This is a genomic window from Streptomyces sp. NPDC042364 (genome assembly GCF_056437585.1).
Genome location: NZ_JBWKAJ010000043.1, coordinates 1 through 20,647 on the forward strand (window position 1 = coordinate 1; position 20,647 = coordinate 20,647).

Genomic DNA, 20,647 nt, shown 5'->3' on the forward strand with positions numbered 1-20,647 from the left:
CCGACAAATCCGAAACAGGACAGTCAGCGACGTCAGTCAGAGGGTGAGTCAGGCTCATCAGCAGAACCACCAGTCACATGATCACTGTCAGAGGTACGAGGCGAGGGTCAGAGGTGCGAGGAGGGGGTGAGCGGGTCCAGGGCGCGGGCCGGGCGGACATGGCCGACCACGTTCCCGCCGCCGAGCAGCGGGGCACCCGCGAACTCGGCGAGGGCGACCGGGTCGACACCGGCCCGGGCCAGGGCCGCCGCGGTGACGGGGACCCGGGCCCGGTCGGCGCCGTCGGCGATCTTCACGGCGACGGCGCGGCCGTCGGGGAGGGCGGCGACCTGGACGCCCTCGAAGCCGTCCTTGCTGAGCAGCCCGGGTACGGCCCTCATCAGCGCGGCGACGTCGCGCCCGGCGCCGGAGGCCATCTCGGCGTGCTCACGCATCGCGTCGGCGACCTGGCGCTCGGGGGTGCCCTCGGCGGCGGTGGTGATCCGGGCGAGGGCGCGGGCCAGGCCGTGCAGGGAGACGGAGAACAGGGGGGCGCCGCAGCCGTCGACGGTCACCTCGGCGATGGCCTGCCCGGTGAGGTCCTCGACGATCTCGGCGACGGCCTGCTGCAAGGGGTGTGCGGGGTCGACGTAGTCGTCGAGGGACCAGCCGTTGAGCGTGCAGGTGTAGAGCATGGCCGCGTGCTTGCCGGAGCAGTTCTGCGCGAGCCGGGAGGGCTGCCGCCCGTCCCGGATCCACGCGTCGCGCACCTGCGGGCCGTACGGCATGTCAGCGACGTTGCGCAGGTCGTCCTCGGTGGCCCCGGCCAGCGCCAGGATCTGCCGGGCTCCGGCGAGGTGGCGTTCCTCGCCGGAGTGGCTGGCCGCGGTCAATGACAGCAGTTCGCCGTCCAGGGGCAGCCCGGCGCGCAGCATCGCCACGGCCTGGACCGGCTTGAGTGCCGACCGGGGGTAGAACGCCGCCTCGATGTCGCCGAGTTGGAGTTCCACCTCCCCGTCGGCACCCAGCACCACGACGGAGCCGTAGTGCATGCCCTCGATGACACCCCCGCGTACGAGGTGCGCCACGGGGGCGTGGAGCGGCTCCCGGATCGCGGGGGCCGCGGCCACCGGAGCCGCGGGGGTACCCGGGGCGCCGGTGGTCGTGGGGTCGTACGTCACTGCCTGGTTCACGCATCCGCTCCGGTCGACTTCCGGGCGACCCGGCCGCGTATGCCGAACCAGCCCACCACGAGTGCGCCCACGATCAGCGGCACGCACATCACCGTCGTGCGGCCCGCGCCGCCGTCGGCGTACATGAGGACCAGCACGGACGCGAGGAAGAAGAGCGTCACGAGTTCGGTCCAGGGGGAGCCCGGGAGCTGGTAGCTCGGCCGGGTCAGTTCGCCCTTCTGGGTCTTCTGCCAGAAGAGCAGGTGGCAGATCATGATCATGCCCCAGGTGGCGATGATGCCGATGGCGGCGAAGTTGAGCACGATCTCGAACGCCTCGGCGGGGACCACGAAGTTCAGGCCGACGCCCAGCACACAGATACCGCTGGTGAGCAGGATGCCGCCGTACGGGACCTGGCTGCGGCTCATCACTCCGGTGAACTTCGGGGCGGAGCCGGACATCGCCATCGACCGCAGGATGCGGCCGGTGGAGTAGAGGCCCGAGTTGAGGGAGGACATCGCGGCGGTGAGGACGACCAGGTTCATGATGCCGCCGGCCGCGGGGACGCCGATGTTGGAGAGCACCGTCACGAAGGGGCTCTCGCCGGCCTTGTACGAGGACCAGGGCAGCAGCATGGAGAGCAGGACGACGGAGCCGACGTAGAACAGGCCGACGCGCCACATGATCGAGTTGATCGCCTTCGGCATGATCTTCTCGGGGTTCTCGGTCTCACCGGCGGCGACGCCGACCAGCTCGACGGAGGCGTAGGCGAAGACGACGCCCTGGATGATCAGCAGCATCGGCAGGATGCCGTTGGGGAAGACACCGCCGTTGTCGGTGATCAGGGCCGGGCCGGGGTTGTGGCCGTCGACGGGCTGCTGGGTGACCAGCAGGAAGATGCCGATGCACATGAAGACGACGAGTGCGCCGACCTTGATGATCGCGAACCAGAACTCCAGTTCGCCGAACATCTTCACGGATATCAGGTTCACGGTGAGGACCACCGCGAGCGCGATCAGCGCGATCACCCACTGCGGTACGTCCGAGAACATGCCCCAGTAGTGGGTGTAGACGGCGACCGCGGTGATGTCGGCGATACCGGTGGTGGCCCAGTTCAGGAAGTACATCCAGCCCGCCGTGTACGCGCCCTTCTCGCCGAGGAACTCCCGGGCGTAGGACACGAAGGCGCCGGACGAGGGCCGGTACAGGACCAGCTCGCCGAGGGCGCGGACGACGAGGAACGCGAAGACGCCGCAGACGGCGTACGCGATGAACAGGGAGGGGCCGGCGTCGGCCAGTCGGCCGCCGGCGCCGAGGAAGAGGCCGGTGCCGATGGCACCGCCGATGGCGATCATGTTGACGTGCCGGGCCTTGAGGGACTTGCTGTAGCCCTCGTCGCCCAAGTCGACATGGGGTGCGGCCGGTGTGCGCGTCTCTTCTTTGAGGTGCTGCTCGCTCACGCCTCGGGTCCGCCTTCCGTGGAACTGGTCGTGCGTGGGGACCGCACGATGTCGGTGAGGGTGGTCTCGACGCGGTCGAGGTGGTGGGACATGGCCTCCACCGCGTCGTGTTCGGAACCGTCGATCAGTGCCTCGACGATGGCCCGGTGCTCCCGGTTGGACTGCTCGCGACGGCCGCCCAGTTCGTTGAGGAAGGCCGACTGACGCGCCAGTGCGTCTCGGATCTCCTCGATGACCCGGCGGAACACCGGGTTCTGGGCGGCCTCCGCCACGGCCAGGTGGAACAGCGTGTCCATCGCGACCCAGGCGGTGGTGTCGGTCTCCCGCTCCATCCGGTCCAGGAGGTGCGCCAGGTGGTCCAGGTTCTCCGGGGTGCGGCGGACCGCCGCGTATCCGGCGACCGGGATCTCCACGTGCCGGCGCACTTCCAGCAGGTCGCTCGCCGCGTAGTCGCCGAAGGTGGGGTCCTCGACGGCGTTCGCGATCACGAAGGTGCCCTTGCCGGTGCGGGACTGGGTCAGTCCCATCACCTGGAGGGCGCGCAGTGCCTCACGGAGCACCGGGCGGCTCACTTCGAGCTGCCGGCACAGCTCCGCCTCGGAGGGGAGCTTGTCACCGATGGCGTACTCGCCGCGCTCGATGGCGCCGCGAAGGTGGGTGAGCACCGCTTCCATGGCGCTGACGCGCCGGGGTGCCGAGCCACCTGTCTGGCTGTCTGACAGGTTCACGGGGGTGATCCTGCGGGTGACGGGACAGGGCTGTCAAGAGGTGAGGGGTTCGATCTTGGCGCTGGTCGGAGGGTGGATCACCCGCCGACGGGCGGAGGGCGTGGCCGCCGTCAGCCGAGGCCACCCGCCAAGAGCAGCCCGAACAGCAGCACACCGACCACGATCCGGTAGGCGACGAACACGTCGAGGGAGTTGCGGGTCACGAACCTCGGCAGCCACGTCACCGAGGCGTATGCGACCGCGAACGAGGCGGCCGTTCCCGCGATGAGCGGCGCCGCGCCACGCCGGCCCCGAGGGCGTCCTTCAGCTCGTCCAACCCGGCGCCGGTCAGGGCCGGGATGCCGAGGAAGAAGGAGAGGCGGGTGGCGGCGACCCGGTCGAGGCCGAGCAGCAGCGCGGTGGACATGGTGGCGCCCGAGCGGGAGAAGCCGGGGAAGAGCAAAGCGAGGATCTGCGAACCGCCGACCAGCATCACGTCCCTGAAGGAGGTGTCGCCCTCCCCTCGCCCGTGGCGTCCGGCCCGCTCCGCCGCCCACATGACCGCGCTGCCGCCGATCAGCGACCCGGCGACCACCCACAGCGAGGCATGCGCCGGTGATCCGCGCGATGTCCTCGCGGGTATGGGCCCGAGGACAGGTGGACGGGCGCCGGTCTCAGGCCCAGAGGGCCTGAGCCAGCGCCACGCCGACGAAGGCCGCGCCCAGTCCCGCCGCCACGCTTCCGGCCACGTTGACGGCGGCGTGGAGGCGGGCGCCGTCCTGGGCGAGCCGCAGGGTCTCGTACGAGAAGGTGGAGTACGTGGTGAGCGCCCCGCACAGTCCGGTGCCGAGGAGAAGTTGCAGGCCGGAGCCGGCGGCACCGGCCGTCACGGCGCCGGTGAGGAGCCCGAGGACCAGGGAGCCGGAGACGTTGACGAGGAAGGTGCCCCAGGGGAAGACCGTGTCATGGCGGGACTGCACGGCCCGGTCGGTGAGATAGCGCAGGGGCGCGCCGAGCATGCCGCCGACGACGACGAGCACCCAGTTCACGACGATCTCTTACCTTCCTCGTGTGGTGCGGGGGGCGCGGCCGGGTCGACGACCTCGCACACGTCGAGCGTCACCAGCCCCTCGGGAACCAGGTCCGCCAGCTCCGGCAGGAAGGCGCGGACGCGCTCCTCGCCGTCCACGACGACCACCGCGACCGGCAGTTCCTCACTCAGTGACAGCAGACGGGAGGTGTGGACGACCGAGGAGGCACCGAAGCCCTCGATGCCCCGGAACACGCTCGCGCCGGCGAGGCCCGCCGCGTGGGCCCGGTGCACGATCTCGCTGTAGAGCGGCCGGCGGTGCCAGGTGTCGTCCTCGCCGATCAGGACGGTCAGGCGCAGGGCCCGTCCGGAAAGGCGGGTTCTCGCCGGGGGTTCGGCCTTGTCCGGTGTCATCGTCGCCTCCGTGCCAGGGTCAGACGTGCCGTGCCTGCCGCGAGCCAGACCGCCGCGAGGGCGGCCAGGAGCGTCGCGGCGAGATAGGCGAGGGCGGTGCGGGGGTGGCCCTCGTCGACCAGGCGCCGGATGTCGACGGCGTAGGTCGAGAAGGTGGTGAAGCCGCCGAGCACTCCGGTGCCGAAGAAGGGCCGTACCAGGCGGTGGGCCGCCCGGACGTCCGTGATCACGACCATGAAGAGCCCGATGACGAAGCAGCCGGCCGCGTTCACCCAGAACGTGGCCCAGGGGAAGCCCGTCGATGCCGTGGGCCAGAGCAGGGACGCGCCGTAGCGGGCGGCGGCGCCGATGCCGCCGCCCACGGCGACCACCGCGACGACCGGCCCCTGGCCGTGCCACGGGGAGGTTCGGGGGGCGGGTGGCTGCCGGGCGGCGGGGACCTCGGCGGTTTCGGCCCTGCCGGAGTGCGGGACTGTCATGTGCGTACGTCTCCTACTCGCGTCCGCACCGCCGCGCCGCCCGGCGGATCGCGGCTGATCGACAGCGTAACGCGGGGGCCGGGCGGCGGCTCAGTCGCCCGGCCCCCGCAGCTCGCACACCGCGACCCCGCGTTCCCACAGGCTGCCCAGGACCAGGCGGCCGTCGGCCACACAGGCGCTGGTGACCATGCGGAACCGGGAGCGGCGGTCGACGGCCGTGTGCACGACCCCGGCCCGGTCGTCGACGGTGACGACGCCGGCGAAGCCGAGGGGGCGGTACGGCGCCCGCACCGCGACCCGGCTCGCGGCCCGGCGCACGGCGGGGCGGGCGCGGTGGAGGAGGTCGAGCGCGGCGAGGCGCGGCCCGGCCAGCGCCACCCGGATCAGTCCGTCGGGGCCGCGCCACATGTTGTCGGGCGAGCCCGGCAGATCCTCGACGAAGGGCTCGCTCGTGCCCGCCTTCGGCCCGGTGAGCCGGAAGCGGATGAGCCGACGGGCGCCGGTCTCCGCGACCACGAGGAACGACTCGTCGGCGGAGGGGGCGAGGCCGTTGGCGAACTCCAACCCGTCCAGGACCACCTCCGGTTTCCCCTCCCCCGGCGCGAGGCGCAGCAGCCGCCCGGTGCCCGTGTGTTCGACGATGTCGCCGATCCACTGGTCGAGGGGGTAGCGGCGGGTGGAGACCGTGAAGTAGACCGTTCCGTCGGTGAGGGCCACCACGTTGCTGCAGAACCGCAGCCGCTCGCCGCCCGCCTCGTCGGCGAGCACGCGGACGGTGCCGTCCTTCGTGGTGACCCGCAGCAGGCCCCGCTCGGCGTCGCACACCAGCAGGTCGCCGCCGGGCAGGAGTTCGAGGCCCAGCGGCCTGCCCCCGGTGTCGGCGATCGTCTCGACACGGGCCCGTCCCGGTTCGGCGAGGCCCTCCACCCGCAGGAGGCGGCCGTCCTCGACGCCGGTCAGCACCCGCCCCCGGTCGTCGGCGACGACGTCCTCGGGGCCGCGTCCGCCGATTCCGACGAACGCGCGCGGTACGAGGCCGGTGCCCCCTCGGTACCTGGTGTGACTCGTGCCCGCCATGCCGCCTCCCGGTGGTCGTCCGGTTGTCCTCGGGTCGGCCCATCCTCGCAGGCGGTCGCGAGCCGGGCTCCACTTTTGTCCGGAGCTCTAAGGTTGTCCTTCCCCGATCGAAGAGGTTGTGCCGTGCCCGCTCGCCCCCGCCTGCTGTACGTGACGGATCTGGCCTACCCGGCCCGCGGCCGGCGCTACGGCGACGAGGACGTGTTCCTCACCTCGCGGTTGCGCGCCGGGTTCGACCTCGCCCTGTGCCATCCGCTGGACGCGGCGGCCCTCATGGACGGCTTCGACGCCGTCGTGGTACGCAACAGCGGGCCCGTGCTGCACTACCGGCGGGAGTACGACGCCTTCCGTGAGCGGGCGGCGGCGACCGGCACACCGGTCTACAACCCGCTGACCGGCCGGGCCGACATGGAGGGCAAGCAGTATCTGCTCGACCTCACCCGGGCCGGGTTCCCGGTGATCCCCACCGTGGACCGGCCCGAGGACCTGGGGCGGCTGCCCGAAGCCGGCTCGTACGCGGTCAAGCCGAAGGCCGGCGCCGACTCCATCGGCCTGCGCTTCGTGACCGGCACCGAACTGGCGGACCTGACCTGGGACGACGTACTGGTCCAGCCGCGCGTCGACTTCCGCTACGAGGTGTCCTTCCTATACGTCGACGACGCCTTCCAGTACGCCCTGCACGCCCCCGACCCCGAGCGGCGCTGGGTCCTGGAGCCCTATGAGGCCACGGAGGCAGACCTCGCCTTCGCCCGGCGTTTCATCGACTGGAACACCCTCGACCACGGCATCCAGCGGGTGGACGCGTGCCGTACTCAGGACGGCGATCTCCTGCTGGTCGAGCTGGAGGACCTCAACCCGTATCTGTCCCTGGACCGCCTGCCCGAGCCCGCCAGGGACGCCTTCGTCGAGGCCCTGATCGGCTCACTGCACGGCTTCCTGGCCGCCGCCGGCCGCTGAAGGGCCGGAGGGGCCGTACGCCGGGACGTACGGCCCCCGTCGCGGTGACGGTTCGCTACCGGTGACTGAACCACGCCATCGCCGGAAGCGCCCTGTCGTCGTAGCCGAACAGCGCCTGGTTCTCCCAGCCGTTCCCGGAGGACGCGTCCGTGGGGTCCCACCCGTTGCCGTTGACGGCGGTCCAGGTCGACTCCCAGTAGAAGACGCCGAGGCCGCGGCCGTTCGGGACGGCCTCGACGATGCTGGCGACGTCCTTCATCCAGCGGGTCTGACCGGCGGTGGTGGCCGGGTAGCCGGACACCAGTTCGCTCGGCACATCGATGATGTTCTCGTGCGCGTCCTCGCTGTCGAGGCGGAAGGGGTAGGCCGTCTCGGCGAGGAAGACCGGCTTGGCGTAGCGGGAGGCCGCGTCGTCCAGGGTGGTCTGGAAGTCGGCGAGGGTGCCGTGCCAGTAGCCGTAGTACGACAGGCCGATGACGTCGAACTTCACGTTGTTGGCGACGGCGTTGTCGAACCACCAGCGGGTGCCGGACAGGTCACCGCCCTTGGCGAGGTGCAGCGCCACCTGGGTGGAGGAGTTGACCGCCTTGACCGCGTCGTAGCCGGAGTTGAGCAGTCCGGCGAGCTGCGGCCAGTTGGAGGTGGAGCCCGCGTTCCACAGCATGCCGCCGTTGATCTCGTTGCCGACCTGGACCATGTCGGCCGTGGTGCCCTGCGACTTGAGGGCGTTCAGGACGTCGTAGGTGTGGTTGTGGACGTCCGTCCTCAGCTGGCTGTACGAGTGGCCGGTCCACGCGGACGGCACGGTCTGGGCGCCGGGGTCGGCCCAGGTGTCCGAGTAGTGGAAGTCGACCAGCAGCTTCATGCCCTGCGCCTTGACGCGCTTGGCGGCGGCCAGCACGCGCGTCTTGTTGTTGTAGCCGTCGGCGGGGTTCACCCAGACCTTGAGGCGCGCCCAGTTCTGACCGGCGCCCTTGAGGATGGCGAGGGCGTCGCCGGTGGTGCCGGAGCCGTTCTTGTAGACGCCGCCCTTGGCCTCGCTCTTGATGAGCGACGACACGTCGGAGCCCTTGATGGACAGGCCCGTCCTGCCGGAGGTGAAGGCGAGGTCGTCGACGTTGAGCCAGTTGCCCGCGTTGGCATCGGAGTTGACGCTGATCGTGCACTGGTTGTTCGTCACCGAGATCGAGGTGACGATCCGGATCCAGCCGCCGACGGAGACCGGGATGTCGGTGCGCTGTTCGGCGCTGCCGCAGTTCTTCAGCGCGATGTACGCGGAGTTCTGGCCGCCGCCGGAGCGTACCCACGCGGTGAGCTTGTAGTTTCCGTTGGTCAGCCCGGACAGGTACTGGTAGGTCTCCACCTTGTAGGCGGACGACGACCAGTGGGAAAGGCGGTAACTGCCGCCGTGGCCACCGGACTCGGTGAAGGAGGCGGAGTTCTGCCCGGCCGCCGAGTAGGTCGACCAGCCGGCCGGGGTCGCGGTGCCCGTGCCGTCGGATTCGAAGCCCCCGTTGGTGAGGGTGGAGGCCGCGTGGGCGGAGGGGGCGGGCACCGTCGTGAGTGCCAGTCCCGCGAACAGCGGTATGAGCAGGGCCCTGAGGGCGCGTCTCGCGTGGAACATCGTCGTCCCTTCGACGAAGGCGGGGACCTGGTCGCGTGGTGCGAGGGCGGCGCCGCGCCCGAAGGCCGTGGGCGCGGCGCCGCCGTGACCGACCGGACGTCCCCAGGAATCCGGCCGGTGTTCGGGGGTGGTCAGGGGTCGAGTCGGACGACCCTGACGCCGCCGGCGGGGACGGCGAGGTGGCCCGCCGCGCGTTCGCCGGTGAGGAGTTCGGTGCCGTCGGAGTCGAGCGGCACCTTCGCGTCGAGCGCGGTGTGGTTGATCGCGAAGAGGAAGTCGCCCGACTCGCCCGTGCGGCGCACCACTTCGACGTCGCGCGGCAGTTCCGCGCGGGGTGCGATGCCGGCGTCGTCGGCGGCCCAGCCGAGCAGCGCGTCGAGGCCGTGCGCGTCGAGTCGCGTCGACACGTACCAGGCGGAGCCCTCCCCCAGCCGGTGCCGGGTGACGGCGGGCCGGTCGGCGGTGAGCCCGTCGGCGTACGCCCACACGGTCTCGGCGCCGTCCGGCACGACGAACTCGGTCCACACGTCGCCGGTCAGCTCGGAGCCGTCGGGCCCAATGATCCTGACGCGCTGCCCGGCGAGCAGCGGCGAGAACTCCTCCACCGTCAGTCCGAGGACCTCGCGCAGGGCGCCGGGGTAGGGGCCCTCGTGGACGGCGTCGTGCTCGTCGACGATCCCCGAGAAGTACGACACGACGAGGGTGCCGCCGTTCTCGACGTACGCCGTGAGGTTGTCCCGCGCCGCTTCGGTCATCAGGTACAGCGCGGGAACGACGACAAGGGGATAGGCCGACAAGTCGTCTTCCGGGTGGGCGAAGTCGACGGTGAGGTGGCGGTCGTAGAGGGCCTCGTAGAAGGCGTCGGCGCGTTCGCGGGCGTCGTGGTCCTCGCTGGGGCGCCACTGGAGGTTCTGCGCCCACCAGGAGTGCCAGTCCCACAGGACGGCCACGTCGGCGGCGGTGCGGCTGCCGCGGACCTGGCCGAGCGAGTCGAGGGACGCGCCGAGTTCGACGACCTCGCGCCACACCCGCGAGTCGGTGCCGGCCTGCGGCAGCATCGCCGAGTGGAACTTCTCGGCGCCGCGCCGGGACTGCCGCCACTGGAAGAACATGGCGCCGTCGGAGCCGCGCGCCACATGGGCGAGGGAGTTGCGGGCCATCTGGCCCGGGGCCTTGGCGGGGTTGCGGGCCTGCCAGTTGACGCCCGACGTGGAGTGCTCCAGGAGCAGCCAGGGGGCGCCGCCCGCCACGGACCGGGTGAGGTCGGCGGCCATCGCGAGGTTCACCTGGGTGCGGCGGCCGTCGGTGATCAGATAGTGGTCGTTGGTGACGAGGTCGACCTCGCGGCCCCAGGCCCAGTAGTCGATGGAGTCGCACTGGCTGAGTGCGGTCATGAAGTTGGTGGTGACCGGGATGCCGGGCGCGAGGCGGTGCAGGATGTCCCGCTCCATCACGAAGTTCTCGCGGATGGTCTCGTCGGCGAACCGCTTGTAGTCGAGCGCCTGACCGGGGTTGCCGACGGTCGGTGCCACACGCGGCGGGTTGATCTGCGCGAAGTCGGTGTACTGCTGGCCCCAGAAGGCGGTGCCCCAGGCCTTGTTGAGCGTCGCGACATCGCCGTACCTGCGCTCCAGCCAGCGGCGGAAGTGCGCGGCACACGAGTCGCAGTAGCAGGCGGAGACGGGTACGCCGTACTCGTTGTGCACGTGCCACAGGGCGAGCGCAGGGTGGTCGGCGTAGCGCTCGGCGAGCCTGGTGGTGATGTTCGCGGCGGCGGCGCGGTAGTCCGCGTTGCTGTGGCAGATGGCACCGCGCGAGCCGAACTCGTAGCGGGTGCCGTCGGCGGCCACGGGCAGCGCCTCGGGGTGCTCCCGGTAGAACCACACCGGCGGTACGACGGTGGGGGTGCCGAGGTCGGCGCGGATGCCGTGGTCGTGGAGCAGGTCGAGCAGGCGGTCGAGCCAGGCGAAGTCGTACACGCCGCGGGAGGTCTCCAGCAGGGCCCAGGAGAAGATGCCGACGCTGACCATGGTCACGCCCGCCTCACGCATCAGCCGGACGTCCTCGTGCCAGACGGTTTCCGGCCACTGCTCCGGGTTGTAGTCCCCACCGAAGGCGAGCCTGGTGAGGCCCGTGGGGGTGGTCTCCGGCATGGATCTCTCCCGTTTTGTCGATCATCTGGGAACGTGCACACACAACTGCGGCGGTGCAGGCCCAACATAACCGCACAGCAACAACCATTGACAAGTGTCCGGGATGTTTCTCTACTGTGAACGCTCACAGACGCATGACACGGTCTTCGCAGCAGGCGATGACCCTGGTCAGGGGAGAAACATCCATGCCCAACATCACGAAGCACCGGCGCTTTGTGGCCACTGCCGTCGCCGTGACGCTCGGCGCCACCGCACTCGCCGCCTGCGGGGGGTCCGAAGACGACGGCGAGGCCCGGTCGGGGCCGGCGAAGCTGACGTACTGGACCTGGACGCCGGGCATGGACAAGGTCGTGGACCTGTGGAACAAGGGTCCCGGCAAGGAGCAGCAGATCACCGTCACGGTGAAGAAGCAGGCGTCCGGCGACACCCTGGTGACCAAGATCCTCACCGCGCACAAGGCGGGCAAGGGCCCCGACCTGGTGCAGGCCGAGTACCAGGCGCTGCCGACGCTGGTCAGCAATGACGCGGTCGCCGACATAGCGAAGGAGTCGGGCGACGCCGAGGGCAAGTTCGCCGACGGCGTCTGGCAGCAGACGACGCTGGGCTCGGACGCGGTCTACGCGATCCCGCAGGACATCGGGCCGATGATGTTCTACTACCGCGAGGACCTCTTCAAGAAGTACGGCCTGACCGTCCCCAAGACCTGGGACGAGTTCGCCGAGACCGCGCGGAAGCTCAGGAAGGAGGAGCCGGACGTCGATCTGACCACCTTCTCCGCCAACGACTCGGGGCTCTTCGCCGGTCTCGCCCAGCAGGCGGGCGCGAAGTGGTGGACCACCGAGGGCCAGAAGTGGAAGGTCGGCATCGACGACACGGCGACCAAGAAGGTCGCCGACTTCTGGGGCGGTCTGGTCGAGGAGGGCGCCATCGACAACCAGCCGATGTACACCCCGGCCTGGAACAAGGCGCTCAACACCGGCAAGCAGATCGCCTGGGTCAGCGCCGTGTGGGCGCCGGGCACCCTGACCACGGCCGCGCCCGACACCCAGGGCAAGTGGAGGATGGCCCCGCTGCCACAGTGGTCCGACTCCGAGAACGTCACCGGCAGCTGGGGCGGCTCCTCGACCGCCGTCACCACGGACTCAAGGCACAAGGGCGCCGCCGCCAAGTTCGCCGCCTGGCTGAACACGGACCCGCAGGCGCTGACCGCGCTGGCGAAGGAGGGCGGCATCTACCCGGCCGCCACGACCGCGCAGACCAGTGACGCGTTCGCCGAGCCGCCGGCGTTCTTCTCGAATCAGACGGACTTCTACACCGCGGCCTCCGAGATCGCGAAGACCACCGCGCCCTCCGCGTGGGGCCCCAACGTGAACGTCGCCTACACCAGCTTCAAGGACGCGTTCGGCGCCGCCGCCAAGCACAAGTCGGACTTCGGTGCCGCCCTGAAGAAGATGCAGGACGACACGGTCGCCGACATGAGGAAGCAGGGCTTCGAGGTCTCCGAGTGACCAGCGCACGCCGGAAGCCGTACGGGGTCAAGGGGGCCCCGTACGCCCTCCCGTCTCCCACCACCCTCAAACGAGCGCGGAGCGCCCCCTATTTCTTCCTCCTTCCCGCGACGGTCCTCTTCGCCCTCTTCTTCGCGCTGCCCATCGGCTACGCGATCTGGCTCAGTCTGCACAAGGTGCAGGTCAAGGGGCTGGGACTGGGCTCGGGTGCCCGGCAGGAGGTGTGGGCGGGCCTGGAGAACTACACCGACGCCCTCAGCGACTCCGAGTTCCTCGACGGCGCGCTGCGCGTGCTGGGCTACGGCGCGATCGTCGTCCCCGTCATGCTCGGCCTGGCACTGGTCCTCGCCCTGATGCTGGACAGCGACAAGGTGCGCCTCGCCCCGTTCACCCGGCTCGCGATCTTCCTGCCGTACGCGGTCCCGGGCGTCGTGGCGGCCCTGCTGTGGGGGTTCCTCTACCTCCCGGACGTCAGCCCCTTCTACTTCGTACTCGACAAGCTCGGCCTGCCGCAGCCGGACCTGCTGGACGGCGGCGGACTGTACGCGGCGCTGTCGAACATCGCCGTGTGGGGCGGCACCGGCTTCAACATGATCGTCATCTACACCTCGCTCCAGTCGATCCCCACCGAGGTGTACGAGGCGGCGAAGCTGGACGGGGCCACCCCGCTGCAGATAGCCCTGCGCATCAAGATCCCGATGGTGGCGCCCTCGCTGGTGCTGACCTTCTTCTTCTCGATCATCGCCACCCTCCAGGTGTTCAGCGAGCCGACCACCCTCAAGCCCCTCACCAACTCCATCTCCACGACCTGGAGTCCGCTGATGAAGGTGTACGTGGACGCCTTCGGCAAGGGCGACATCCACGGGGCGGCCGCCGGCGCGGTGGTGATCGCCCTGGTCACGCTGGTGGTGTCGTTCGGCTTCCTCAGGGCCGCGAACTCCCGGAACAAGCGGGACGTCAGTCAAGGAGCCGCACGATGAGTTCTCTTGCCGTCCGCAAGACCGCCCGGGCCGCGGGGACCACGCCCGGCACGGCGCAGGGCCCGCCGCTGCGCCGCCGGATCGCGCTCGTCCCGACGCTGACGCTGCTGCTGGGCGCCCTCTACTGCCTGCTGCCCGTCGCCTGGGTCGTGATCGCGGCCACCAAGTCCGGCAGCGAACTGTTCTCCACCTTCACCTTCCTCCCGGGCAGCGGCTTCGCGGACAACCTGTCCGACCTGAACGCCTACCGTGACGGCGTCTACTGGCAGTGGATGGGCAACTCCGCGCTGTACGCGGGTGCCGGCGCCCTGCTGTCCACCGCCGTCTCCGCGATCAGCGGCTACGCACTGGCGATCTACCGGTTCAAGGGCCGCGAGGCCGTCTTCAGCGTCCTGATGGCGGGGGTGCTGATGCCGCCGGTGATCCTGGCGATCCCGCAGTACCTGCTGCTGGCGAAGGTGGACCTCGCGGACACGTACTGGTCGGTGCTGCTGCCACTGGTGCTGTCCCCGTACGGCGTCTACCTGGCCCGGATCTACGCCGCAGCCGCGGTCCCCGCCGATGTGGTGGAGGCCGGGCGGATGGACGGGGCCGGCGAGTGGCGGATCTTCACCCGGATCGCGCTGCCGATGATGGTGCCCGGTCTGGTGACGGTCTTCCTGTTCCAGTTCGTCGCCGTGTGGAACAACTTCCTGCTGCCGTTCATCATGCTCAGCGACGACGAGAAGTTCCCGATCACCCTGGGCCTGTACACGCTCCTGGAACAGGGCTCGAACACCCCGGCGCTCTACACCCTGGTCATCACGGGCGCGCTGCTCGCGGTGATCCCGCTGATCGCGCTCTTCCTGGTCATCCAGCGGTTCTGGAGCCTCGATCTGCTGTCCGGGGCCGTAAAGTCATGACCATGAGCAACACGGGGGGCAGGCGCAAACCGCCGACCATTCACGACGTGGCCCGGGTGGCGGGGGTCTCCCGGGGCACCGTGTCACGGGTGCTCAACGGCGGCCACTACGTCAGCCCGGCCGCGCAGGAAGCGGTCAACGCGGCGATCCGTAAAACGGGTTACGTCGTGAACCGGCACGCCCGCTCGCTGATCACCGGCCGCTCCGACTCCGTCGGCTTCCTGCTCACGGAGCCGCAGGAGAAGCTGTTCGAGGACCCCAACTTCAACGTCCTGCTGCGTGGTTGCACCCAGGCGCTGGCCGCGCACGACATCCCGCTGCTGCTGATGGTGGCCGGCACAGAGGACGAGCGGCGCCGGATCATGCGGTACATCACGGCGGGCCATGTCGACGGGGTGCTGCTGGTGTCCAGCCACTCCGGCGACCCGGTCGCCGAACAGCTCCGCGACGCGGGGGTTCCCCTCGTCCAGTGCGGCAAGCCGATGGGGCTCGGGTCCAAGGTGAGCTATGTGGCGGCGGACGACCGGGACGGCGCCCGGGACATGGTGCGCCATCTGCTGTCGCTGGGCCGACGCCGCATCGGCGTGGTCACCGGTCCGCTGGACACGCCGGGCGGTGTGGACCGGCTCGCCGGTTACCAGGAGGTGCTCACCGAGGCGGGCGTCGGGATCGACGATCGGCTGATCGTCTCCGGGGACTACAGCCGGGCCAGCGGCGAGGCAGGCGCCGAACGGCTGCTGGAGCGGGCACCGGACATGGACGCGGTGTTCGTGGCCTCCGACCTGATGGCGCAGGGCGCCCTGACGGCGCTGCGCCGGGCGGGCCGCCGGGTGCCCGAGGACGTGGCCGTGGGCGGCTTCGACGACTCGGCCGCCGCCACGGAGTCCGTCCCCGCCCTCACCACGATCCGCCAGCCGTACGACCGGATCAGCAACGAGATGGTGCGCGTCCTGCTGGCGCAGATCGGGGGCGAGGACCCGGCCGCGGTGATACTCCCGACGGAGCTGGTGCGGCGCGAGTCGACCTGACCCGCCGCCGACGCCCGGCGGAGCGCCGTGATGCACCGGGCAGGCGTGCCTCGGCGACGCCGGGGTAACAGCACGGGACATCCGGTCATCACCCGAACGGTCGTCCGAGGATTGCGCCGCGACCGGGGTCGGAGCGCCGCACGGGGGTACTCGGCGGGCGCCGACCCCGGTTCCGGTTGGACACTGGAGTGCGGCCGGTGTGTGCCGGTGGACGAGACCAGGACGCGACTGTGATGAACAGCGAGACGAAACCCAGGGGCGCGACGAGTGTCGTGTCCACCCGATCCGTGTTCGGAGCACCCTGCTGGGTGAGCCTCACCAGCCGGGACCTGCCGGCCACGGAGGACTTCTACGAAGCCGTGCTGGGCTGGAAGTGGCGCACGGCCAAGCTCGGCGACCACTTCCGGATCGCGCTGGCCGACGGTGTGCCGGTCGCCGGGATCGCCGGAGTGGCGACCCTGTGGCAGATGGCGGTCGCCTGGACGCCCTACTTCGCCGTGTCCGACGCGGACGCCGCCGCCTCCCGGGCCAGGGAGCGCGGCGGCACGGTCGCGGTCGGGCCGCTGTCCTTCCCGCCCGGCCGGGCGGCGCTGCTGGCCGACCGCCACGGGGCGACGTTCGGGATCTGGGAGGGCGAGCTCTTCACGGACTGGGAGGCCTGGCGCCGGGCCGCTCCCGCCTTCGTCCGCCTCCACACCCGGGACGCCTTCGACGCGGCCATCTTCTACGGCGAGGTCCTGGAGTGGGCCTCCGAGAAGCCGGGCTGCTGCGAGGTCCGCTACGAGGCCAACGAGGTCGTCCTGCGCAGCCAGGGCGACGTCGTCGCCCGGATCACCTCCGGGGCGCTGGAGGCGGCGCCCGACCCCACGATCCGGCCCCACTGGCAGATCCACTTCTCGGTCACCGATGTGGCCGCCTGTGTCGAGGCCGCACAGCACCACGGCGGGACCGTCCTCACCCAGGGCCCGGACGAGGCGGTGCTGCGCGATCCGGACGGCGCGCAGTTCACGATCACCTCGCGGCGCGAGCCCTGACGGCCGTCCGCACGGCGGCCCGGTGACGGGCGCCGCACGGGCGGACGCCGGCCGGCGTCCGCCCGCCGTTCACACCGCCCTGGCGGGCCTTGACAGCACGACCAGGCCGCGGGCTGCGACGAGGATCTCCGCGCCCGCCTTGTGCTCCGCCTCGTCGGGGGCGCCGTCCGGTTCGGCTGCGGTGTCGACGAGACTGGTCCAGCGCTCGCCGTAGGCGGCGCCGGGGAGGCGGAAGGCGACGGGCTCCCAGTGGCTGTTCAGCAGCAGGAGGAAGGAGTCGTCGACGACGGGCCTGCCGTACGGGTCGGGCTCGGCGATGGCGTCGCCGTTGAGGAACACGGCCACGGAGTGGGCGTCGGAGCGCGCCCAGTCCTCGTCGGTCATCTCGTGGGCGTCCGGCCTCAGCCACACCAGGTCGGGCAGCGGCTGGTCCTCGCGGGTGGCGGTGTCGCCGCGGAAGAACCGGCGGCGGCGCAGGACCGGGTGGGCGGCGCGCAGGGCGATCAGCCGCCGGGTGAAGTCGAGCAGCGCGCGCTGCTCGTCGTCGAGCCGCCAGTCGATCCAGGAGACCTCGTTGTCCTGGCAGTAGGCGTTGTTGTTGCCCCCCTGGGTGCGGCCCAGTTCGTCGCCGTGGCACAGCATCGGGATGCCCTGGGAGAGCAGCAGGGTGGACAGCAGGTTGCGCTGCTGACGGGCGCGGAGCGTGAGGACGCGCGGGTCGTCGGTCTCGCCCTCGGCACCGCAGTTCCAGGAGCGGTTGACGTCCTCGCCGTCCCGGTTGCCCTCACCGTTGGCCTCGTTGTGCTTGTCGTTGTACGAGACGAGGTCGCGCAGGGTGAAACCGTCGTGCGCGGTCACGAAGTTGACGCTGGCGCGCGGCCGCCGCCGGCTGTGCTCGTACAGGTCGGAGGAGCCGGTCAGCCGCAGGGCGAACTCGCCGAGCGTGCCGGGGCGGCCGCGCCAGAAGTCCCGTACGCAGTCCCGGTACTTGCCGTTCCACTCCGACCACAGCGGCGGGAAGTTGCCCACCTGGTAGCCGCCCTCGCCGACGTCCCACGGCTCGGCGATCAGTTTGACGCGGCTGATCACCGGGTCCTGCTGGATGAGGTCGAAGAACGCCGACAGCCGGTCCACCTCGTGGAACTGGCGGGCCAGCGTGGCCGCGAGGTCGAAGCGGAAGCCGTCCACGTGCATCTCCGTGACCCAGTACCGCAGCGAGTCCATGATCAGCTGGAGCACGTACGGATGCCGCATCAGCAGGCTGTTGCCGGTGCCGGTGGTGTCGTAGTAGTGCTCCCAGTCGCCGTCCACGAGCCGGTAGTAGGAGGCGTTGTCGATGCCCCGGAAGGACAGGGTGGGACCCTTCTCGTTGCCCTCGGCGGTGTGGTTGTACACCACGTCGAGGATCACTTCGAGACCGGCCGCGTGCAGCGCCTTGACCATCGACTTGAACTCGGTGACCTGCTGGCCGCGGGTGCCGTGGGCGGCGTAGCCGTTGTGGGGCGCGAAGAAGCCGATGGTGTTGTAGCCCCAGTAGTTGGTGAGGCCCCGGTCCAGGAGCACTCCGTCCTGCGCGAACTGGTGCACCGGCATCAGCTCGATCGCGGTCACGCCGAGCGACGTGAGGTGCTCGACGACCGAGGGGTGTGCCAGCCCGGCGTAGGTGCCGCGCAGTTCGGCGGGGACCTCGGGGTGGGCGCGGGTGAGGCCCCGGACATGGGCCTCGTAGATCACGGTGTCGGCGTACGCCCGGCGGGGCCGGCGGTCCTCGCCCCAGTCGAAGTAGGGGTCGGTGACCACGCCGAGCATGGTGTGCCCGGCGCTGTCGGCGGTGCGGTCGTACAGCGAGGGGTGGTTGTCCACCTGCCCGTCCACGGCCCGCGTGTACGGGTCGAGCAGCAGCTTGGCGGGGTTGCAGCGGTGTCCTGCGGCCGGGTCCCAGGGGCCGTGCACACGGTAGCCGTAGCGCTGTCCCGGCCCGATGCCGGGGAGGTGGCCGTGCCAGACGAAGCCGTCGACCTCGGTGAGCGGCACGGTGCGACGGCCGCCGTCGTCGTCCACGAGGACGAGGTCGACCCCTTCGGCGACCCCGCTGAACAGCGCGAAGTTGGTGCCCGTGCCGTCATAGGACGCGCCGAGCGGGTAGGGCTGCCCGCCCCACACGGACACCGGCTTCCCGGACGGCGACCGCGCGGGCGGCGCCTTGTCCGCCCGCGCGTTCTCCTTGCCGGCCGGGCGCGCGGACCCGGTTCCGCCGGATCGCGCACGCCCGTTCCGCTTCCCCCGCCCCGTCACCGCGCGGCGTCGCAGGCGCTCGACACGGCCGACAGCACCGGGCTCGTCGGCCGGTTCGCGGCCGCGGCCGCGGCGGTGTCCGGCGCCTCGATCGGCGCGTCGCCCAGCGGCCCGGCGAGCGCGGAGATCCGTACCTCGCGCGGCACCTGGAGGACCTCGCGCAGGGTCGGCCAGGGGGCCCGGGGCACGAGGGGGACGCTTTCGTCGACGGGGGCACGCTGGGTGAACCAGATGACCGTGCTGCCGGTGTCCGTGGCGCAGCACCCCCAGCCGTCGCTGAGCGCGGCGATGCGGGTCAGGCAGGGCCGGAGCTCGCGGTCGGGGCGCAGTTCGCGGTCGTTCTCCGCGACCGCGGCGATGAGATGCTGCCCGTTCCACCACATCTCGACCGAGGTGTTCTTGTCCGACGCGTGCTCGTCGATCGCGCGCAGCAGCAGTTCGGCGCTGTGGCAGACGGGTTCGACGAGGGTCTCCAGGTCCCAGAACCGGAGGTGGGCGCCGAGGATGCGGCTGACCCGTCCGACCCGTTCCGGACTGACTTCCACGTCGAGGTGGTAGTAGCGAGGTACTGCGGTCTTCATCGTCGTTGGCTCCTCACCGGCGAAGCTCCCGCCCCGCTCCGTTCCTCGTGGAACGAGCCCCGGTACGGTCCTCGCGGGACGGGTCCGGGACACGGAGCGTGAGCACCGATCACTTCTGAGTCAGCTCCCAGCGTGAGGTGGCTACGCCATTCGTGCAACACGAGCGACCCATGGGGTAGTTGAAGAGCCAACAGGACGCTTCGTCGCCGTCCGTGCACCATGAGTGAAGGCACCGGCTCTCCATGCGTCGGTGCTCCTCAGTGCACGACCTCCCACGGGAAGCGTGCTCCACCGAGAGTGCCGGGAGGTGATCGGCACATGTTGCTGCCCGCCAAGAACGAGGTGGCCAGACAACTGCGGCGCTACCGCATGTGGGAACGCGTGATGCTCGCGGCGCCCGCGGACAGCGCCGCGCGGGATCATTTCGAGGACTCGGGCTACACGCTGTGCGTGCTGATGGGCAAGCGGTGCGCCCGGGAGGCCGTGACCGCGGCCGAGCGCTACCTCCGGACAAGCCTGCCCGCGTACCTCCGGGAGCAGAGCGGTCAGACCCGCAAGACCCACGTCGTGACCCATGGCCCACCGTCCGAGCGGTCTTCCACCGCAGGGCAGTAGGACGCGTCACGGCACCTGTACGGCGCAATTCCCGTCCCGAGTTCGGCGGAGGTGAGACCCATGAGCCAGACCCCGGCCATCGGCCGTATCCCCATCAGGGACGTCCGCCCGCTCGTCGAGTGCGGCAGGCGTCCCGCGAAAGCGGTGGTGGGAGAGACCTTCGAGGTCACCGCGACGCTCTTCCGTGAAGGACACGGCGTCATCGCGGCCAACGTGGTCCTGAAGGACCCGGAGGGCCGCCCGGCGCCGTGGACGCCGATGCGGGAACTCGGGTCCGGGACCGACCGGTGGGGCGCCCGGGTCACTCCGACGTCGGTGGGCCGGTGGACGTACCGGGTGGAGGCCTGGGGCGACCCGGTCGCCACCTGGCGCCGGATCGCCCACATCAAGATCCCGGCCGGCATCGACAGCGGTCTCGTCCTGGAGGAGGGCGCCGAGTTGTACGAGCGCGCCGCCGCCGGGGTCCCGGAGGCGGACGCGCACGCCGTCCTGCTGACCGCGGTGCGGGGGCTGCGGGACGACACGCTGCCGGTCGCGGAGCGCTTCGCGGCGGCGTTGGCACCGGAGGTGGAGGAGGTGCTGGCCCGGTATCCGCTGCGGGAGCTGGTCACCTCCTCCGACCCGCTGCCGCTGCTGGTGGAACGGGAACGGG

19 protein-coding genes and 1 pseudogene are annotated in these 20,647 nt (G+C 70.9%); 8 read left to right on the forward strand and 12 right to left on the reverse strand.

Going from position 1 to position 20,647, the window contains the following annotated elements; all coding sequences use genetic code 11:
* Positions 1-107: 107 nt before the first annotated feature.
* The 8 genes and pseudogenes from AC067N_RS38595 to AC067N_RS38630 form a co-directional block, all read right to left on the reverse strand.
* Entirely contained in the window at positions 108-1,160 is a 1,053-nt protein-coding gene (locus tag AC067N_RS38595) for an asparaginase (RefSeq protein ID WP_478683647.1), read from the reverse strand.
* 8 nt (positions 1,161-1,168) lie between these two features.
* Positions 1,169-2,611 carry an amino acid permease gene (locus AC067N_RS38600; protein WP_478683630.1) on the reverse strand — a complete coding sequence of 481 codons (1,443 nt, stop codon included), beginning with the start codon at positions 2,609-2,611 and terminating at the stop codon, positions 1,169-1,171.
* Positions 2,608-3,285 carry a FadR/GntR family transcriptional regulator gene (locus tag AC067N_RS38605; protein WP_055714253.1) on the reverse strand — a complete coding sequence of 226 codons (678 nt, stop codon included), beginning with the start codon at positions 3,283-3,285 and terminating at the stop codon, positions 2,608-2,610. Before AC067N_RS38605 ends, AC067N_RS38600 begins: the two co-directional genes overlap by 4 nt.
* 164 nt (positions 3,286-3,449) lie before the next feature.
* Positions 3,450-3,925, reverse strand: a pseudogene (locus AC067N_RS38610) (undecaprenyl-diphosphate phosphatase); the annotation flags it as partial.
* 67 nt (positions 3,926-3,992) lie between these two features.
* Positions 3,993-4,367 carry a fluoride efflux transporter CrcB gene (gene crcB / locus AC067N_RS38615; protein ID WP_478683631.1) on the reverse strand — a complete coding sequence of 125 codons (375 nt, stop codon included), beginning with the start codon at positions 4,365-4,367 and terminating at the stop codon, positions 3,993-3,995.
* Positions 4,364-4,762 (reverse strand): DUF190 domain-containing protein, encoded by a 399-nt coding sequence (locus AC067N_RS38620; RefSeq protein ID WP_478683632.1) that lies wholly within the window; start codon positions 4,760-4,762, stop codon positions 4,364-4,366. Before AC067N_RS38620 ends, crcB (AC067N_RS38615) begins: the two co-directional genes overlap by 4 nt.
* Positions 4,759-5,241, reverse strand: coding sequence for a fluoride efflux transporter CrcB (gene crcB / locus AC067N_RS38625; RefSeq protein WP_478683633.1), 483 nt, complete (start codon positions 5,239-5,241; stop codon positions 4,759-4,761). Before crcB (AC067N_RS38625) ends, AC067N_RS38620 begins: the two co-directional genes overlap by 4 nt.
* A 90-nt stretch (positions 5,242-5,331) precedes the next feature.
* Positions 5,332-6,318, reverse strand: coding sequence for an SMP-30/gluconolactonase/LRE family protein (locus AC067N_RS38630; RefSeq protein ID WP_478683634.1), 987 nt, complete (start codon positions 6,316-6,318; stop codon positions 5,332-5,334).
* A 123-nt stretch (positions 6,319-6,441) separates the two neighbouring features.
* Between AC067N_RS38630 and AC067N_RS38635 the strand changes: the two genes are divergently transcribed.
* On the forward strand, positions 6,442-7,275 hold the full coding sequence (locus tag AC067N_RS38635) for an ATP-grasp domain-containing protein (RefSeq protein WP_478683635.1): 834 nt from the start codon (positions 6,442-6,444) through the stop codon (positions 7,273-7,275).
* 55 nt (positions 7,276-7,330) lie between these two features.
* On the opposite strand, the gene AC067N_RS38640 is transcribed toward AC067N_RS38635, so the two are convergent.
* Positions 7,331-8,899: a glycoside hydrolase family 53 protein gene (locus AC067N_RS38640; RefSeq protein ID WP_478683636.1), complete on the reverse strand. Its 1,569-nt coding sequence runs from the start codon at positions 8,897-8,899 to the stop codon at positions 7,331-7,333.
* 131 nt (positions 8,900-9,030) lie between these two features.
* Positions 9,031-11,052 carry a beta-galactosidase gene (locus AC067N_RS38645; protein ID WP_478683637.1) on the reverse strand — a complete coding sequence of 674 codons (2,022 nt, stop codon included), beginning with the start codon at positions 11,050-11,052 and terminating at the stop codon, positions 9,031-9,033.
* 185 nt (positions 11,053-11,237) lie between these two features.
* Here AC067N_RS38645 and AC067N_RS38650 point away from each other — a divergent pair, with 185 nt between their 5' ends.
* From AC067N_RS38650 to AC067N_RS38670, 5 genes are all read left to right on the forward strand, one after another.
* Positions 11,238-12,560 (forward strand): ABC transporter substrate-binding protein, encoded by a 1,323-nt coding sequence (locus AC067N_RS38650; protein ID WP_478683638.1) that lies wholly within the window; start codon positions 11,238-11,240, stop codon positions 12,558-12,560.
* Complete coding sequence (locus AC067N_RS38655; protein WP_478683639.1) at positions 12,557-13,540, forward strand: carbohydrate ABC transporter permease; 984 nt, start codon at positions 12,557-12,559, stop codon at positions 13,538-13,540. The genes AC067N_RS38650 and AC067N_RS38655 overlap by 4 nt, the downstream gene beginning before the upstream one ends.
* Positions 13,537-14,442 (forward strand): carbohydrate ABC transporter permease, encoded by a 906-nt coding sequence (locus AC067N_RS38660; RefSeq protein WP_478683640.1) that lies wholly within the window; start codon positions 13,537-13,539, stop codon positions 14,440-14,442. Before AC067N_RS38655 ends, AC067N_RS38660 begins: the two co-directional genes overlap by 4 nt.
* Positions 14,439-15,470, forward strand: a complete 1,032-nt coding sequence (locus AC067N_RS38665; protein ID WP_478683641.1) for a LacI family DNA-binding transcriptional regulator — start codon at positions 14,439-14,441, stop codon at positions 15,468-15,470. The genes AC067N_RS38660 and AC067N_RS38665 overlap by 4 nt, the downstream gene beginning before the upstream one ends.
* Positions 15,471-15,703: 233 nt before the next feature.
* A complete protein-coding gene (locus tag AC067N_RS38670; RefSeq protein ID WP_478683642.1) occupies positions 15,704-16,504 on the forward strand; it encodes a VOC family protein in 801 nt (266 codons plus the stop codon).
* A gap of 69 nt (positions 16,505-16,573) precedes the next feature.
* On the opposite strand, the gene glgX is transcribed toward AC067N_RS38670, so the two are convergent.
* The gene (glgX, locus tag AC067N_RS38675; RefSeq protein ID WP_478683643.1) at positions 16,574-18,673 is read right to left on the reverse strand and encodes a glycogen debranching protein GlgX; all 2,100 of its coding nucleotides are present in this window, start codon (positions 18,671-18,673) and stop codon (positions 16,574-16,576) included.
* Between the two features lie 122 nt (positions 18,674-18,795).
* Complete coding sequence (locus tag AC067N_RS38680; protein ID WP_478683644.1) at positions 18,796-19,380, reverse strand: pep a2; 585 nt, start codon at positions 19,378-19,380, stop codon at positions 18,796-18,798.
* A gap of 318 nt (positions 19,381-19,698) precedes the next feature.
* On the opposite strand from AC067N_RS38680, the gene AC067N_RS38685 reads away from it, so the two are divergent.
* Together AC067N_RS38685 and AC067N_RS38690 are read left to right on the forward strand one after the other, a co-directional pair.
* The gene (locus AC067N_RS38685; protein ID WP_478683645.1) at positions 19,699-19,995 is read left to right on the forward strand and encodes a DUF5133 domain-containing protein; all 297 of its coding nucleotides are present in this window, start codon (positions 19,699-19,701) and stop codon (positions 19,993-19,995) included.
* 60 nt (positions 19,996-20,055) lie between these two features.
* On the forward strand, positions 20,056-20,647 hold a 592-nt coding region (locus AC067N_RS38690), incomplete at its 3' end, for a maltotransferase domain-containing protein (protein WP_478683646.1).